This window comes from Aeromonas sp. s9 (assembly GCF_040907765.1).
GTDB classification, from domain to species: Bacteria; Pseudomonadota; Gammaproteobacteria; order Enterobacterales; family Aeromonadaceae; genus Aeromonas; species Aeromonas caviae.
Genome location: NZ_JBFOCK010000041.1, coordinates 13,004 through 28,922, shown reverse-complemented (window position 1 = coordinate 28,922; position 15,919 = coordinate 13,004). Strand labels below are relative to the sequence as shown.

Here is a 15,919-nt window from a genome sequence, read left to right as displayed (position 1 = left end):
TGAATCCAACCTCGCCCCCCCGACCGGCGAAGGAGCGTCAAAGATGCAGATCCTCCTCATCGAAGACGATGCCATGATGGGCTCGACCCTCACCCAGGGACTGAGTGATCTGGGGCTGCCCCCCACCGAGCTGTTCCACTGCAAAGAGATTGCAAGCCTGCCCGCCCTGCTGCGCCAGCACGCCTTCGATGCCATTCTTTGCCGCCAGTATCACCACCAGGCCCACGAGGGAGTCAGGCTGCTGCATGAAGCACACCACCTGGGCCTGCTCGCGCCCGGCTGCGTGCTCCTGCTGCTGGAGCAGGACGAGGACACCGGCCAGTTCCCCCCCTCCGACCTCTATTTCGCCCTGCGTCTGGCCGTGCCCTTCACCACGGAGCAGTTGGCGCACAGCCTGCAAGCGCTGCTGGCACTGACCACGGTGACCCGCCCCCTGGCCACCCCCATGACGCTCAGGGAGTGGCGCAGCGCCTGCGCCCAGTGCGAGGATCTGCTTTACCGGCACGCCAGCCACAAGGGGCTGGAAGCACAGATGGACAGGGTAAAGGGCTACATGCTGCTGCAAGCCGGGGAACGGGTGCAGGCCGCCCAGCACTACGCCATCTGCACCACGGAGCACGATGCCTGGTGGCCACGCCAGGGACTGAACCAGGCTCTGCTCGGGCTGAACCGGGTGGAGAGCGCCCACAAGGATCTGGCCCGCAACCGGGAGCGACTGCCCCCCGTCATCCATCAGGCGCTGGTTCTCGCCTGCCAACTGCACGAGGCGCAGTGGGATCCGGCCTGGGAAACCTTGTCAGGCTTGCTCCAACGCTGCCCCTGGCAGCCGCAGTGGCGCCAGGTGGCCATTTTGCTGGCCTTACTGCGAAGGGATGAAGGTCAGGTGCTGGCGCAGGCCAGCGATTTCATCCTGCGCTACTTCCCCAAACAGACGTTTCGCCACTCTGTCGAACGCTGCCTGCTGGATGCGACCCTGGCGGTGCTCTGGCATCCACCGGGAGAGGCCAGAGTTCATGGGCTGCAGCAGGCCCTGGAGGAGCTCGGCCAGCAGGCCGTGACCCTGCGGGCCCACGAGGAGGGGCTGCTGCGCGCCCTGATGCTGGGTCTGGATTATCGATTCGATGACGCCTTGATGCTGCTGGCCAAGCACCCGCCGGAGGCGGCGCGGGACAATCACCTCAACCAGTTGCTCGGGGTGGCCGTCAGCCAGTTCTGCGGGCTTCCCCACCATGCCCAGCGTTATCTGGCCCAGCTCGGCCAATATCAGGGGCCGGTGGCACAGACCCCGCTGTTGCAGGGGCTCATTTTGCAGGTGGTCGACGATCTGGCGCGGCAACTGGCGCAGCGGGAGCAGCTGCTGACCCAGCTGCGCGAGGAGCGGCAACGGGCCATGACCACGGGTCAGCTCCAGCTCGCCGTGCAGAGTGCTCTGACCCTGCAGGAGCGATTCCCGGCCCAGGCGGGGGATGCCTGGCAACTGCTGGTATTGCTGACCCAGTGCTGGCCCGCCGGCATGGCGGCCCCGGCGGTGGCCCGCCTGGTGGACAGGCTGGAGCAGCGTCTCAACCACAGTGCCGCCTTCCTGGAACACCATGGGAACGCCTATCGGGAGACCCTGCAACAGGTGAGATCCCACCTAGCCCCCAAACTGCCGCCCCTCGGTCCCCATCAGGGCCTATAGCCATCCAGGGCGGTGCATGCCGCCCTGGCAGGTGCGTTACAACAAGCCCCGCACCAGGATCCCCGCGATCAGCAGGGGGGCGACCAGCCGCCAGCACCAGAGCAGCGCACCACGCATCAGCGGCGAGAGATCCGCAGGCACAATACTGTCCCCCAGCTTCCAGCCAAGCAGCAGGGTCAGCACCAGACCGAACAGGGGCATCATCAGGTTGGAGGTGAGGTAATCCAGCAGATCGAACAGGGTCTTGCCAAACAGGGTGTAGTCAGCCCAGGGCCCGAACGACAGACTGACCGGAATGCCGCAGGCCATGATGAGCAGGGTCAGGACCCGGCAGGCATTGCGGCGCGACCAGCCCCACTCCTCGGTGGTGAAGCGCACCAGGTGCTCCAGCATGGAGATGGAGGAGGAGAGCGCCGCCACCAGCAGCAGCAGGAAGAAGATCACCGCCAGCCCCTGACCGAACGGCAGGTGGTTGAACACCGCCGGCATGGTCATGAAGGTGAGGCCGGGGCCGGCGGCAGGATCGATGCCGGTGGAGGCCAGCACCGGGAAGATCATCAGCCCCGCCAGCACCGAGATGCAGCTCGCCAGGGTGACCACCCAGACCCCGGAGCGCAGCGCCCCGTCACTGCTCGGCAGGTAGGCGCCATAGGTGGTGTGTACCCCGAGGCCAATGGAGAGGGAGAAGAACGCCAGCCCCAGGGCGTCGAGCACCCCCTGCCCCGTCAGGTGGGAAAAGTCGGGCATCAGGAACTGGCGTACCCCGGCCATGGCCCCCGGCATTGAGAGCCCGGTCACCACCAGGAGCAGCATCATCACGAACAGGGCCGGCATCATCCAGCGCAGCGCCCGCTCCACCCCCTGTTGCAGCCCTCCCTGCACGAACCACCAGGTGAGCCCGGCGAAGACGAGATGGGTGAGGGCCGGCCAGAGGGGATCGCTCACATAACCGGTAAAGAGTGCGGTGAGGGTGCTCGCCTCACTCAGGTTGAGCTCGCCGCCCACGGCCAGGGCTGCATAGCCCACGGTCCAGCCCCCCACCACGCTGTAGAAGCTGTAGATGAAGAAGCCACACAGGATCCCCATGTAACCCATCCAGCGCCAGTTCGGCCCCACCAGCTTGTGGAAGGCGCCGAGCACGCCGCGCTGGCTGCGGCTGCCGAGCAGGGTCTCCCCCACCAGCACCGCGACCCCCAGGGTGAAGCTGAAGAGCAGGAACACCAGCAGGAAGGCACCGCCACCGTTGGTGGCTGTCACATAGGGAAACTTCCAGATGGCGCCAAGGCCGATCGCCGAGCCGGCGGCCGCCAGCACATGACCAATACGGGAAGACCACTGAACCTGGCTCATACAACCTCCGGGCAAGACAACATCAGTTCGATACTCCATGGCTAGACGCGGTGTGCGCCGCAACAAAAAAGGCCGCCTGAGGGCGACCTTGGCAATGAACAGTCAGACAAACGACACCTGCAAGGTCACCTCTCCAGGAAGGGGCTAAATCGGCCACAGAGAGCGATAAGGGGTGACATGGGAGGGCGACGCCTGCACGGTAAAAAGGAGCCACAGCCTAAACCATGGCAAGAGAAGTTGACAGGAAATAGTCTAAAACAGAACCAAAAACAGATTTAACCAAAATAAAATATCGAAATTTCAGACAGTTACTCTGTTAATTTTTAATTAACAGATTTTTATAAAGAGTCAATCCTGCCACCCCACTCCCCGGCCAGCCCGGCCGGGGAGTGGCAGAGATGACCAAGCCTCCCTACACCAGGCCGCGCACCAGAATGCCGCCAATGAGCAGGGGAGCCAGCCAGCGCCAGCAGCCCATCAGCAGTGCCCGCCAGTGGGGAGCCAGCCCTTCGGGCAGCGCCTGGCGACCGAGCCGCCAGCCCAGCAGCAGCGTCAGGGCCAGCCCGAACAGGGGCATCATCAGGTTGGAGGTGATGAAGTCCAGCAACTCGAAGATGTTCTTGCCAAACAGGGTCAGGGTGGCCCAGGGACCGAACGACAGGCTCACCGGGATGCCACCCGCCATCACCAGGGCAATGACCAGGTTGCACGCCGCGCGGCGGGACCAGCCCAGGCTCTCGCACAGGAAGCACTGCAAGTGCTCCAGCAGGGAGATGGAGGAGGAGAGCGCCGCCACCACCAGCAGGGAGAAGAACACCACCGCCAGCCCCTGGCCGAAGGGCAGTTGCTGGAACACCGCCGGCATGGTCATGAAGGTGAGGCCCGGGCCCGAGGCCGGGTCAATACCGGTCGCCGCCAGTACCGGGAAGATCATCAGGCCCGCCAGCACGGCGATGACGCTCGCCAGCAGCACCACCCAGAGGCTGGAGCGACCGACCCCTTCACTGGAAGGCAGGTAGGCGCCATAGGTGGTGTGGATGCCAAGGCCGATGGAGAGGGAGAAAAAGGCCAGCCCCATGGCGTCCAGCACACCCGACATGCCGAGCTTGCTGAAATCGGGCATCAGGAAGTGGCGCACCCCGGCCATGGCGCCCGGCAGGGTAAGGCCGAAGGCCACCAGCAGCAGGATCATGATGAAGAGGGCCGGCATCATCCAGCGCAGGGTGCGCTCCACCCCTTGTTGCACGCCGCCCCGCACGAACCACCAGGTCAAGCCGGCAAACAGCAGGTGGGTCAGCACCGGCCAGAGCGGATCACCGACGTAGTCGTTGAAACGGGCGGTCAGTGCCGTGCCGTCCCCCTGTTGCAGCTCCCCCGCCAGGGCCATGCCCGTGTACCCCAGGGTCCAGCCGCCCACCACGCTGTAGAAACAGAAGATGAGCAGGCTGCACAGCAAGCCCATGGCACCGACCCAGCGCCAGCGCCTGCCCATCAGTTCACCAAAGGCGCCCACCACCCCGCGCCGGGTCAGGCTGCCGATCAGGGTCTCCCCCATCAGCACCGCCACCCCCAGGGTGAAGCTGAACAGCAGAAAGACCAGCAGGAAGGCGCCGCCACCGTTGGCGGCGGTGACATAGGGGAACTTCCAGATGGCGCCGAGACCGACCGCGGAACCTGCGGCGGCCAGGATGTAACCGAGCCGGGATGACCATTGGGACTGCTTCATAAGAACTCCACGGGAAGGGCCTGCCAGCGAGGCCCGAAATGGCGCTCAGAGTACGCCCGCGGGCGCGCAATCACTCGGCGTATATCCGATATAAAACTCAGTTTTTAGCATCATTAACCAATAAAATTCGGATAACCAACCAATCGTGCCACAAAATAAAAACCGGAGCGGGGATGCTCCGGTTTGTTGTCTGCCCGGGTCTGGCGGGATTAGATCACCCCCAGCTCCCGCAGCCGCTCCATCAGATAGCTGTGGGCGGTGTGACGCTCCGAGAGCACCACATCCGGACGGGGGTGCAGGAAGAGCGGCAAGGAGATGCGGGACTTGGCGGCACTGCCCCCGGTCGGGTTGATGACCCTGTGGGTGGTGGAGGGGTAATAGCCGCGGGAGGCCTCCTGCAGCATGTCACCGATGTTGATGATGAGGGTGCCGAAATCGCAGGGCACATCCATCCACTCCCCGTCTGAACCTTTCACCTGCAGGCCCGGCTCGTTGGAGGCGGGCAGAATGGTCAGCAGGTTGATGTCTTCATGGGCGGCGGCGCGGATGGCGCCCGGCTCCTCGGTGCCGTCGAAGGGCGGGTAGTGCAGCACCCGAAGCAGGGTCTTGTGGCTCTCTTCGATCATGGAGGAGAGCGGGCAGCTGTAGTGGGCGGCGATGTCGCCCGGGGTGTGCTGCTCCACCCAGCCCAGCAGCTCGGCGGCCAGATTGTTGGCGAGGCGGTAGTACTCCATCGCCTGCTCTTTCAGCTCTGCCGGCATCTGGCCCCAGGGATAGATGTGGAAGTACTCCTTGATGTCCTTCTGGCTGTGGCCCTTGGCCACCTCGGACACCGAAGGCGGGAAGTAGCCGTCCTGGGTCTCGCGATTGAACAGGAAATCCTGCTTCTGTTCGCTCATGAAGAAGCGATACCAGTTGTCATAGATGGACTGCACCAGCTCCTTCGGGATGGGGTGGTGAGTCAGCACTCCGAAGCCGGTGGTGCGCAGGGATTCGGTGAAGCGCTCGGCCGCATCGGGGGAGCGATAATCGACGGTCAGGACTTTCATTGTTTTTATGTTACATGCCAGTTAAAAGTAGGCGCAGTTTACCCTGCCTCCCCCGGCAAGAAAAGGCTGCCGGAAGCCCGTCTACAACGGCTTGAAAATACTGATAAAAACATCATGATACGGCCCCCTCGCCCGGTGCTTGTCCCGGACGGGCCTCCTCTTCTAGAATGCCCCACCCCCTTTGCTGTCGGAGCCCCCTCATGTCCCCCAAGATCCTGTTGTTGACCCTTCCCTTCCTGCTCGCCGGGTGCAGTTCCCTCTCGGAGGAGGAGTGCCGTGCCATGAGCTGGTACAACCAGGGCTATCAGGACGGGGAGCAGGGCAAGACCCGGAGCGCCACCCGCGACTATCAGAAGACCTGCGGGGAGTACGGCCTCAAGGTGGATGAGGCGGAGTGGCAGCGCGGCTACGCCAAGGGGCTGGAGCTCTATTGCATCCCCGAGCTTGCCTACAGCAAGGGACGGGAGGGGAGCGAATACCTGGGGGTCTGCCCCAACGACACCAGCTTCCTCACCCAGTTCGAGCGCGGCCGCAAGGAGTACCTGCTGGAGCAGCGCCTCGGCGAATTGCAGCAGGAGCTGGAGCGCACCGAGCGGAGCATCCACCAGCTGGATCAGCAGATCCGGGGCGAGAGCGACAGCCGCCAGCGCGACTACTACCGTGCCCAGCGCGAGCGCGCCATCCGTCACTACGAAGGAGTATACCGGGACTACAATCGGCTGCGCTTCCCGGATCGGGTGATCCAGTTCTCCTTCGGGAGCTGACAAAAAGGGGCCGACATGGCCCCTTTCTGTTTATGCCGCAGACTGTTTTTCCCCTCAGGCCGGCAGGACCCAGCGCTGCAACGCCAGGGCGATGCCATCCTCGTTGTGATCCGCGGTGACCCGGTCTGCATGGGCCTGGATCTGGGGCGCCGCATTGCCCATGGCCACCGCCAGCCCCACCTGCTCGAACATGCTGATGTCGTTGTTGTTGTCGCCAAAGGCCACCAGGTTCTCCATGGCGATCCCCTCCCTCGCGGCCCACTGGGCCAGCCGGTTGCCCTTGCTGCAACCTGGCTGCACCAGCTCCACCGCATAGGGGGCCGCCCAGTCACGGGTGAAGGGCAATCTCTCCACCACCTCCCCGACGAAACGGTGCAACCGGCCGGGATCCTGGTTGAACAACTCCAGCTTCCAGATGGGGGACTGCAACCAGGACTCGATATCCTCGGCGGGCAGCAGGGAGACCTTGAGGTGATCCGGCTGGGTTGCCGACCAGCGCCGCATCCGGCCCACGTGCTCCTCGCAGCCCAGGTAGCCGATGCCGTCCCCCAGGTGGAACAGCGCCCCCATCTGCTGGGCTTGCACCTCCTCCAGCAGGGTGGTGAGAGGCGCCACGGCCAGGGGATCCCCGGCGAGGATCCTCTCCTGCACCGGATCATAGAGGTAGGCACCGTTGCTGCAGATGATGGGGGTGTCGAGGGCCAGCTCGTGGTGGAAGGGACGGGCCGTCATGAAGTGGCGACCCGTCACCAGCAGCACCTTGATGTCGTGGGCCCGGGCCTGGGCCAGGGCCGCCCGGGTAGCGGACGAGATCTTGTGATCCCGGTTCAGCAGGGTACCGTCCATGTCCAATGCAATGGCCTGATAACGACTCATATCACCTCCAGGAATGTCGAGACGGGTGCGGCGCCATCCCCTCCCGTTGCCAGTGCCACGACTCATCTCACCGCCGGGAATGCGGACTGGGCATGGCAAGGCCCATGATGGGAGACGCGCTCGCCGGGGGGCGGGAACAGCGGAGCAAAGAGCCATACCGTCCCAGACTCGGCGCCGCGATGCAAGTCCGGCCCGCCATCCCGTCGCCGAACTGTGATCCCCGCGCCCTTCGTCAGCCCGCCTCGGCGCACCCGGCCACGGCGTTTCGCCTGTCCGCCCGTCTGCGCAATCCGTAGAAACCGAGGGCACAGATCACGCCGCAGAGGCCGGCCAGGTAGAAGGGCCACTCGGTCCCCGCCAGCAGCACCAGGCTGCCCAGCACCACCGCCAGGATCTCGCTGCCCACCGCCAGACCGCGGTAGAGCCCCATCGCCTGCCCCTGCTGGCTGGCATGGCTGCGGTTGGAGACCGCCACCGAGGTGGCCAGCTCCCCCAGGCTCATGCCGATGCCCGCCGGGATAAAGGTGAGCGCGAGCCCCCACCACTGGGTCGGCAGGATGAACATCAGCATGCCCGCCGCCATCACCAGGTGGCCGACGATGCCAAGGGAGCTGCCGCGCCAGTGCCGTGCCAGCTGCTCACCGATCCAGGAGCCCAGCATCATGGGCACGCTCACCAGCACGGCGGCCTGGGCCAGTTGCACCGGATCCCATGCCAGCCGCTCCACCAGCCAGACATTGAAGTAGGTGAAGTAGAGCTGCACCGCCCCGTAGCTTGCCAGGGTCAGGGCAAAGTAGGGCAGGAGACGAGGTTGCAACAGCAATTGGCGGGTCGAGAGAGGAACCTCATCCCGGGTCGCCGGCACCGGGGGACGATTGGGCAGCAGCCAGAGCACCAGCAGCAGGTTGATCACCGTCATCCCCACCGCCAGCCAGGCCGCCAGGCTGTAATCTCCCGAGACCACGGCCGCATAGCCTCCGATCATGGGGCCCACCACCCAGCCCAGGTTCATGCCGATGTTGATGCGGGCGAAGTTGCGGGCCTTGGTCCTGGCCGTGCTCATGTCCGCCGCCATCGCCTGCACGATGGCGATGTCGCCGTTGAAGAAGCCCTCCACCACCCGGCTCAGCAGCAAGAGCGGCAGGGAACGCCAGGCGATGCCGAGGGCCATCAGCACATACCCCGCCAGCACCCCCACCAGACAGAGTGTCAGCACCGGCTTGCGCCCATGGCGATCGGAGAGGCGGCCAAGCAAGGGGGCCCCCAGCAGTTGAAACAACGGATAGAGCCCCATGATGACGCCAAGCCACACCTTGCGGCTCCAGTCCGACGCCTGTGGCGTCAGCATGCCCTGGGCCGGATCCAGCAGCAGCGGCGCCAGGACGGGGGAAGGCAGGCTGAACCCCGCCACCGCCAGCGTCACCGTCATCACCAATACCCAGAGGGTCACCTGTCCCTTGATCCCTTCCATCTTCGCCTCATTAAATAAAGTTATCGGTTTATTTATATTGTGAGGGGTCGTCCATTAAGTAAAGCAGATTGTTGATTTAAATCGCCCTGCTACCCATAATGACCTCATCCAGGCGGTCACCGCACCGATACCCACCACCGGAGCCCCCATGAACGCCAGTACCGACAAGATCCTCTATCTGCTGAAAACCCGCGGCCCCCAGAGCGCCGCCGAACTCGGCGACCAGTTGCAGATGACGTCCATGGGGGCGCGCCAGCACCTGATGGCCCTGGAGTCCGAGGGCTGGGTGGGGTTTAGTGACGAGGCCCGCGGCCGTGGTCGCCCGGTGCGCCTGTGGCACCTCACCGACCAGGCCTGGCAACGCTTCCCCGACACCCATGGCGATCTGACCCTGCAACTGATCGACGACATCCGGCAGGTGTTTGGCGACGCGGGCATGGAGCAGCTCATCACGCGGCGGGAGCAGCAGATGCAGGCACGCTATGAATCCAGGCTGACCCAGCCGGCGCTGGCAGACAGGCTGATGACGCTCAAGGCGCTGCGCACCCAGGAGGGGTATATGGCGGACATGTCGCAGGAGGAGGACGGCAGCTGGCTGTGGTGGGAGAGTCACTGCCCCATCTGCAGTGCGGCCAGGGCCTGTCGGGGCTTTTGCCGCAGCGAGCTGGCGCTGTTTCGCCGGTTGCTGGCGCCGGCCGAGGTGGAGCGGGAGCAGTATCTGCTGGAGGGGGACAGCCGCTGTCTCTATCGCATCCGGCCGCCCCGCCCCTGAGCGGGCGGAACGCAAAAACAACAAAGCAGGCGCCGGGATGCCTGCTTTGTTGCCTTCGGGGAGGGGGTGCTCTCGTTCCAGCCCGTTGTTTCCCGATAAGGTCGAACGGCTGATGGGGCTCTTGACCCGGTAAGGTCCTTCACCACAGGTGCCTGGTCGGGCGCCTGTCTTGCCACCGGAAGATGTAACCATGGTACTCCCCGCGATGCGGTGAGTGGTTGTGAAGTAGCAGGTATTTTCAGTTGTTTTTGCAATAGTTCACCCTTAATCTAGGAAAAGTGGATTAGTAATTGCGAAGAGGTACGGAGAATGCTGAAACTTGATCGTATAGACAGGCATATTCTGGAGCTGATGCAGGAAAATGGCCGCATCAGCAACCTGGAGCTGGCCGAGCTGGTCGGGCTCTCTCCCTCCCCCTGCTCGCGCCGGGTCAAGGCGCTGGAGGATGCCGGTCTCATCGATACCCATGTCACCCTGCTCAATGCCCGCCAACTGGGGCTGACCCTCACCGCCTACATTCACATTTCCATGGACAGGCACACTCCGGAGCGGTTCGAGAACTTCGATCGCGCCGTCAAGGATCTGCCCGAGGTGCTGGAGTGCGACCTCATCACCGGCAACGATGCGGATTACCAGCTCAAGGTGGTGGTGCGGGACATGGAGCACTACCAGCACTTCCTGCTGGACAAGCTGACCCACATCTCCGGCGTGACCGGGGTGCGTTCAAGCTTCGTGCTGCGCCGCATCAAGCACAAGACCGCCCTGCCCCTCAACCACCTGGGCTGACCCACCCCTCATCCGGGGAGCACCAAAAGCAAGAGGAGGCCCGGGCCTCCTCTTCTTGTCTCTGCTATCAAGGGCATTCGCGGTCAACACCGCCCCCGGGCGCCCTCGCGCCGCCAGGTGGCGAACGCCTCGTCATGCCTCGACCTGGCTGACGTCCTGCACCTGCAGCAACCAGCCGCTCTGCTCCTGCAGGGGTTCGCCACGCAGCCGCAGCCGCTCACCGGTCGACACCCACTGCCCTTTAGGCAGAGATATTTCCAGGCTCTCGCTGCCGTTGTCGAACACCCAGCGATCGGCGCCCAACGACTCCATCAAGTACCCTTCCATCTCCACTCTGGACTCGGCCTGCCAGGAGGGGGAGGCGGTATCACGGCTCTCGATGAAATCCCCCTGAACACCAAAGCTGGCCAGCCCCCACAGAATGGAGAGCCCGACGATGGATGATTGCATCTCTCTCTCCTGTTGGTTTGCTACCTTGAGGGCCAGTATGGGAAGAGAAAAATGAGTGCACCATGAACAAGGTGCCAAAGTGCTGGCAAGATCGCGAAAAAAACCGGCCCCATGGCCGGTCATGTCATTTTATGTCGTACAGGTCACACTACTTGGCCGCTTCTTCTGCCATCCGTGCAGCCCTTGGTTTATTTGTCCACATGGCCACCCCGCGGTGATCCGCACAGATCCCCTCGTCGGTGACCGCCCGCACCCGGACCCCGTCCTTGCAGATGGCCTGCCAGGCATCGGCATCGTCGATCTGCAGCTCGGAACGGGGATAGGAGGTATCGGCGCAGGCGCACAGCAGGATGGCAAACAGAGGCAGCAGGGATTGCATGGGTTTCATCGGGTCACTCCTGACGGGAAAAGGGATCAGCGCCCCAGCTGCGCCGCCACGCGATCGCAAAGCTGCTTGAGCTGGGCCAACTCAGCATCGGCCAGATCCACCTGATTGCGCAAGCTGTCCGCCAGACAGCACTCCCTGACCTCCTGCTGCAACTGGCGTCCCGCCTCGGTCAGACTGATGCACTTTTGCCGCTCATCCTCGTGGGAGACGGTGCGGGTCAGCCACCCCTTGCTCTCCAGCCGCTTGACGATGGGGGTCAGGGTGCCCGCATCCAGTCCGGTCTCCTGCCCTATCTCCTTGAGGCTGACCTCGTCCCGGGCCCAGAGCGAGAGCATCACCAGGTACTGGGTATAGGTGAGATCCAGCTTGTCCAGCAGCGGCCGATAGGCACGCATCACCGCATTGGAGGCGCTGTAGAGGGCAAAACAGACCTGCTTTTTCAATTCGCTCATGGAGGACCTCGCTGACGACAAGGGGGGCAGTATACCCCATCAACTTCGGGGCTGAATAGTTTGCACACAAAACAGTTGCCAGCCCCCGCGTTCAGGACTACCCTGATTTTAGTTTGCACACAAACAAAAATGCCAGGCCGCCGCCCGACGCGCGGCCCCACTGCCGGAGAATGCCCATGAATGCCATCAGCCATCAAATCCAACTGCTGCGTCGCCCCACCGGTCTCCCCACCCTGGAGGACTTCGCCCTCCGGGACGTGCCCCTGCCCGCCCTGCAGGAGGGAGAGGTGCAGGTCGCCAACCAGTGGCTGTCGGTGGACCCCTACATGCGCGGCCGCATGAGCGAGGCAAAAAGCTACGTTCCTCCCTTCCCCCTCAACGGTCCCCTCGACGGCGGCGCCATCGGCACGGTACAGGCATCGCGCCACCCCGATTTCAAGGTGGGGGACAAGGTGAGCAGCATGCTGGGCTGGCGGGATGCCTTCGTGGCAAACGCCGCCCAGCTCACCCGCCTGCCCGACACCACCCTGCCGCCCCAGCGCTTCCTCGGCGCCCTCGGCATGCCGGGCATGACCGCCTGGGCGGGCCTGCACAAGGTGGCACACCTGAAGGCCGGTGAAACCCTGCTGGTCTCGGCAGCCTCCGGGGCGGTCGGCACCATGGCGGTCCAGCTCGCCAAGCAGGCGGGGGCCAGGGTCATCGGCTCCACCGGCTCGGCCGACAAGGTCGCCTACCTCAAGACCCTGGGAGCCGATGCGGTGATCAACTACCGGGAGACCCCTGATCTCGACGCCGAGCTGGCCCGCCTCGCCCCCGAAGGCATCCACGTCTACTTCGAGAACGTGGGGGGCGCCATGCTGGATGCCGCCCTCAACCACCTGGTGGTGCACGGGCGCATCGTGCTGTGCGGCCTCATCGAGCAGTACAACAGCAACGGCCAGGCCAGCGGCCCGCGCAACCTCTCCCAGGTGATCCGCAAGCGCATCCTGATGCAGGGGCTGCTGGTCTCCGATCACTGGCAACACTACGGGGCGTTCCTGGCCGAGGCCATGCCGGCCTTCGAGGCGGGCACCCTCCAGGCCGAGGAGACCGTCAGCGAGGGGCTGGCCAGCATGCCGCAAGCCTTTATCGGACTGTTCCAGGGCCGCAATACCGGCAAGATGCTGGTCAGACTGCCCTGATCCGGAGGCATTTCCCATCTATTTAACAGATAGAATATCGCCAGACCCATCCATTTAAGCGATGGAAAATCGGCATCCGATCCCCCTTGAACAGGCGGCTTGCACAACGGGCCCATCCCCCCTAAGGTAGGCCCGTTTTCCCTGGCGCACCCCGCCGTCTCAGCAAGGAGCCTCCCCTATGTCTACCCCCTATCCCCGCGTCGGTGTCGGCGTCATTCTCACCAATGGCCAGGGCCAGGTACTGCTTGGCAAGCGCAAGGGCAGCCATGCCCCCTACTGGTCCATCGCAGGCGGTCATCTGGAATTGGGGGAGACCTTCGAGTCGGCAGCCATCCGGGAGGTGGCGGAGGAGACCGGCTTCGTCATCCACCAGCCTCGCGTCATCGCCGTCACCAACAACCTGGAGACCTGGCGCGAGAGCGGCCTGCACTACATCTCGGTCACCTTGCTGGCAGAGGTGGACGGGGAGCCGCAACTGCTGGAGCCGGAAAAATGCGAGGGCTGGAGCTGGTGCGACCCGCACACTCTGCCCGAGCCTCACTTCGATGCCAGTCGCCAGTCCATCGCCTGCTGGCTGACGGGACAATGCTACCTGCCCCAGCCACAACCTGCCCCCTGACCCTCACCGGCAGGCTGCCGCGCGTCACCCCGGCAGCTCTCGTCTGCTGGCGGAGGCGACCCGCCACCCCGCCAGCACCTGTTGATGGCAGGCAGCGCGGGAGGGCGTACCGTCACCAAACTGTCACTTTTTTGTCATATTATCCGGGCCAGGATGATGACGAGGAGGGGAAGATGGGACAGGTATTCATGCAGTTCTTGTGGCTGGGATGCATCAGTTTTGGCGGGCCGGCCGCCCATATCGGCTATTTTCAGCGCACCTTTGTCCAGCGGCTGGGCTGGCTGAACCAGGTGGAGTTCGCCCAGTTGCTGGCCCTGTGCCAACTGCTGCCGGGTCCGGCCTCCAGCCAGCTCGGCTTTGCCATCGGCCGCCACCGCGCCGGCATCGGCGGCGCCCTGGCAGCCTTCGTCGGCTTTACCCTCCCCTCCTTCCTGCTGTTGCTGGCGGCCGCCGTCGGTCTGGGTCAACTTACGGGCAGCCTCTGGCTGGACGCCGCCCTGCACGGCCTCAAGCTGCTGGCGCTCGTCGTGGTGGCGGATGCCGTGCTCACCATGAGCCGCCAGTTCTGCAAGACGGCGCTGCAACAGGGGGTCATGGTGGCCACCGCCGCCGCCCTCTGGTGCGCCCCCGGTCTTCTGACCCAGGTCGCCATGCTGCTCGGCGCGGCCCTCCTCTGTGCCTTGCGCGAGCCGCACCCGGGGAGTCAGGGCCTCGCATCCACTCCTGCTCGCCAGCCTCACTGGCCGACCCTGCTGCTGTTCGCCCTGCTGTTCGTCGGCCTGCCCCTGGTGGCGAGCGGCCCCGTCAGCCAGTTGCTGGCCGAGTTTTACCGGGCAGGCAGCCTGGTGTTTGGCGGTGGTCACGTGGTGCTGCCCCTGTTGCAGGAGAGCCTGGGTCACCACCTGAGCGAGCAGCAGTTCCTGACCGGCTACGGCCTGGCCCAGCTGGTACCCGGCCCCATGTTCACCCTGGCCACCTACCTGGGCGCCGTGCTGCTGCCCGCCACTCCCTTCATCGGGGCGCTGCTGGCGACCCTGGCGCTCTTCCTGCCGGGTTTCTTGCTGCTCTGGGCGCTGGGCCCCTGCTGGCAGCACTGGCTGGCCCGCCCCCGTCTGGCGGGGGCCGTGGCCGGCATCAACGCCGCCGTGGTGGGGCTGCTGCTGGCGGCCCTCTATCAGCCGGTGTGGCAGAGCGCCGTGCTCTCCCCCACCGATCTGGCGCTGGCCGCCGTCGGCTTCTACCTGCTGCGGGTGCCACGGCTCCCCGTTCTGCCCCTCGCCGCCCTGCTGACGGGGGCAGCCCTGCTGCTGGCCTGACGAACCCGCGACAAGTCAGGCAGCGCCCGCCGGGCTGGCGGTCATGGCTCTTATCCCCGAGGGGAGGCAAAGAGAGCAAGATCCGTCAGGACAGCTCGGGCCCGTTGGCCGATAGTGGGCAGCACAGAGGAGAGACCATGGATCACAACCAGACAGAGGCCTACCGCCGACGCTTTCAAACGGTGACCGAGCACATCGAGCGCCATCTCGACGACGACCTGTCGCTGGAGCGGCTCAGCGCCGTGGCGCACTTTTCGCCCTTTCACTTTCATCGGCAATTTGCCGCTTACTGCGGCGTGCCGCTGGGGCGTTACATCCAACTGCTGCGGCTGAAGCGGGCCTCTTACCGGTTGGCATTCGCTCCTCTGGACAAGGTGACTGATATCGCCCTCGATGCCGGCTTCCAGCATGGCGAATCTTTCAGTCGCGCCTTCAAGCAGACGTTCGGCCTGACGCCCAGCCAGTTCAGGCAGCACCCGGACTGGGCCAGCTGGCATCGCTGCCTGCCACGGCCCCCCACAAAGAGGATTGACCCCATGCGAGTCGACATCATCCAGTTCCCGCAGACCGCCGTCGCCGCCCTGACCCATCAGGGCCTGCCCGAGCGCATCAACGACACCGCGGTGCGCTTCATCCAGTGGCGCAAGGCCACGGGCGGCTCCCCGGTCGCCACCAGCCGGACCTATGGCCTGGCGCCGGACGACCCCGCCACGACGGAGGGTGCGGCGTTTCGCTTTACCCTCTGCGGCAGCGTCGAGGCCCCCGTCGCCGAGGACAATGAGTGGGGCGTGAAGAATGCCCTCATCCCGGCCGGGCGCTGCGCCGTGGTACGCCACCACGGCTCCCACGACCTCCTGGCCGACTGTGCCCGGGCGCTCTACCGCGACTGGCTGCCCGCCAGCGGTGAAGAGCTGCGGGATTTTCCGCTCTTCTTCCACTACCACAACTTTGTACACGAGGTGCCCACCCATGAGCTGGTCACCGACATCTACCTGCCGCTGGCATAGCCCGGCACCTGACAGGGGGAGATAAAAAAGC

16 protein-coding genes are annotated in these 15,919 nt (G+C 64.7%); 8 read left to right on the top strand and 8 right to left on the bottom strand.

Translation table 11 applies throughout. From position 1 onward, the window contains the following. The first annotated feature begins 43 nt into the window (after positions 1 to 43). Positions 44 to 1,681: a hypothetical protein gene (locus AB5Y54_RS08315; protein ID WP_210538377.1), complete on the top strand. Its 1,638-nt coding sequence runs from the start codon at positions 44 to 46 to the stop codon at positions 1,679 to 1,681. Positions 1,682 to 1,717: 36 nt separating this feature from the next. Here the strand turns inward: AB5Y54_RS08315 and AB5Y54_RS08310 are convergent, their stop codons facing one another. The 3 genes from AB5Y54_RS08310 to AB5Y54_RS08300 form a co-directional block, all read right to left on the bottom strand. Then, a complete protein-coding gene (locus AB5Y54_RS08310; protein ID WP_041211033.1) occupies positions 1,718 to 3,031 on the bottom strand; it encodes a sodium-dependent transporter in 1,314 nt (437 codons plus the stop codon). 412 nt (positions 3,032 to 3,443) lie between these two features. Beyond that, positions 3,444 to 4,757, bottom strand: a complete 1,314-nt coding sequence (locus tag AB5Y54_RS08305) for a sodium-dependent transporter (protein WP_128272362.1) — start codon at positions 4,755 to 4,757, stop codon at positions 3,444 to 3,446. Between the two features lie 209 nt (positions 4,758 to 4,966). Next, on the bottom strand, positions 4,967 to 5,806 hold the full coding sequence (locus AB5Y54_RS08300; RefSeq protein WP_151028214.1) for an isopenicillin N synthase family oxygenase: 840 nt from the start codon (positions 5,804 to 5,806) through the stop codon (positions 4,967 to 4,969). Positions 5,807 to 6,006: 200 nt separating this feature from the next. Here AB5Y54_RS08300 and AB5Y54_RS08295 point away from each other — a divergent pair, with 200 nt between their 5' ends. After that, positions 6,007 to 6,570, top strand: a complete 564-nt coding sequence (locus AB5Y54_RS08295) for a DUF2799 domain-containing protein (RefSeq protein ID WP_010672898.1) — start codon at positions 6,007 to 6,009, stop codon at positions 6,568 to 6,570. 54 nt (positions 6,571 to 6,624) lie between these two features. Here AB5Y54_RS08295 and AB5Y54_RS08290 read toward each other — a convergent pair whose 3' ends face one another. Both AB5Y54_RS08290 and AB5Y54_RS08285 read right to left on the bottom strand, forming a co-directional pair. Further along, positions 6,625 to 7,446, bottom strand: coding sequence for a Cof-type HAD-IIB family hydrolase (locus AB5Y54_RS08290; RefSeq protein WP_049635931.1), 822 nt, complete (start codon positions 7,444 to 7,446; stop codon positions 6,625 to 6,627). Between the two features lie 232 nt (positions 7,447 to 7,678). Next, positions 7,679 to 8,917, bottom strand: a complete 1,239-nt coding sequence (locus AB5Y54_RS08285) for an MFS transporter (RefSeq protein WP_227263015.1) — start codon at positions 8,915 to 8,917, stop codon at positions 7,679 to 7,681. A gap of 148 nt (positions 8,918 to 9,065) precedes the next feature. Between AB5Y54_RS08285 and AB5Y54_RS08280 the strand changes: the two genes are divergently transcribed. Together AB5Y54_RS08280 and AB5Y54_RS08275 are read left to right on the top strand one after the other, a co-directional pair. After that, positions 9,066 to 9,689: a metalloregulator ArsR/SmtB family transcription factor gene (locus AB5Y54_RS08280; protein WP_041214535.1), complete on the top strand. Its 624-nt coding sequence runs from the start codon at positions 9,066 to 9,068 to the stop codon at positions 9,687 to 9,689. A gap of 309 nt (positions 9,690 to 9,998) precedes the next feature. Further along, positions 9,999 to 10,475 carry an Lrp/AsnC family transcriptional regulator gene (locus tag AB5Y54_RS08275; protein WP_010672894.1) on the top strand — a complete coding sequence of 159 codons (477 nt, stop codon included), beginning with the start codon at positions 9,999 to 10,001 and terminating at the stop codon, positions 10,473 to 10,475. Positions 10,476 to 10,607: 132 nt separating this feature from the next. On the opposite strand, the gene AB5Y54_RS08270 is transcribed toward AB5Y54_RS08275, so the two are convergent. From AB5Y54_RS08270 to AB5Y54_RS08260, 3 genes are all read right to left on the bottom strand, one after another. After that, entirely contained in the window at positions 10,608 to 10,925 is a 318-nt protein-coding gene (locus tag AB5Y54_RS08270) for a hypothetical protein (RefSeq protein ID WP_041211026.1), read from the bottom strand. A gap of 148 nt (positions 10,926 to 11,073) precedes the next feature. After that, positions 11,074 to 11,304: a hypothetical protein gene (locus AB5Y54_RS08265; protein WP_029313696.1), complete on the bottom strand. Its 231-nt coding sequence runs from the start codon at positions 11,302 to 11,304 to the stop codon at positions 11,074 to 11,076. A 35-nt stretch (positions 11,305 to 11,339) separates the two neighbouring features. Beyond that, positions 11,340 to 11,765 (bottom strand): MarR family winged helix-turn-helix transcriptional regulator, encoded by a 426-nt coding sequence (locus AB5Y54_RS08260; RefSeq protein WP_029313694.1) that lies wholly within the window; start codon positions 11,763 to 11,765, stop codon positions 11,340 to 11,342. Between the two features lie 176 nt (positions 11,766 to 11,941). Between AB5Y54_RS08260 and AB5Y54_RS08255 the strand changes: the two genes are divergently transcribed. The 4 genes from AB5Y54_RS08255 to AB5Y54_RS08240 all read left to right on the top strand — a co-directional run bounded on the left by AB5Y54_RS08255 (position 11,942) and on the right by AB5Y54_RS08240 (position 15,888). Further along, the gene (locus AB5Y54_RS08255) at positions 11,942 to 12,946 is read left to right on the top strand and encodes an NADP-dependent oxidoreductase (RefSeq protein WP_049635933.1); all 1,005 of its coding nucleotides are present in this window, start codon (positions 11,942 to 11,944) and stop codon (positions 12,944 to 12,946) included. 178 nt (positions 12,947 to 13,124) lie between these two features. Beyond that, positions 13,125 to 13,565, top strand: coding sequence for an NUDIX hydrolase (locus AB5Y54_RS08250; RefSeq protein ID WP_368153449.1), 441 nt, complete (start codon positions 13,125 to 13,127; stop codon positions 13,563 to 13,565). 173 nt (positions 13,566 to 13,738) lie between these two features. Then, the gene (gene chrA, locus AB5Y54_RS08245) at positions 13,739 to 14,881 is read left to right on the top strand and encodes a chromate efflux transporter (protein ID WP_368153448.1); all 1,143 of its coding nucleotides are present in this window, start codon (positions 13,739 to 13,741) and stop codon (positions 14,879 to 14,881) included. 137 nt (positions 14,882 to 15,018) lie between these two features. Further along, the gene (locus tag AB5Y54_RS08240) at positions 15,019 to 15,888 is read left to right on the top strand and encodes a GyrI-like domain-containing protein (protein ID WP_201956304.1); all 870 of its coding nucleotides are present in this window, start codon (positions 15,019 to 15,021) and stop codon (positions 15,886 to 15,888) included. The last annotated feature ends 31 nt before the right edge of the window (positions 15,889 to 15,919 follow it).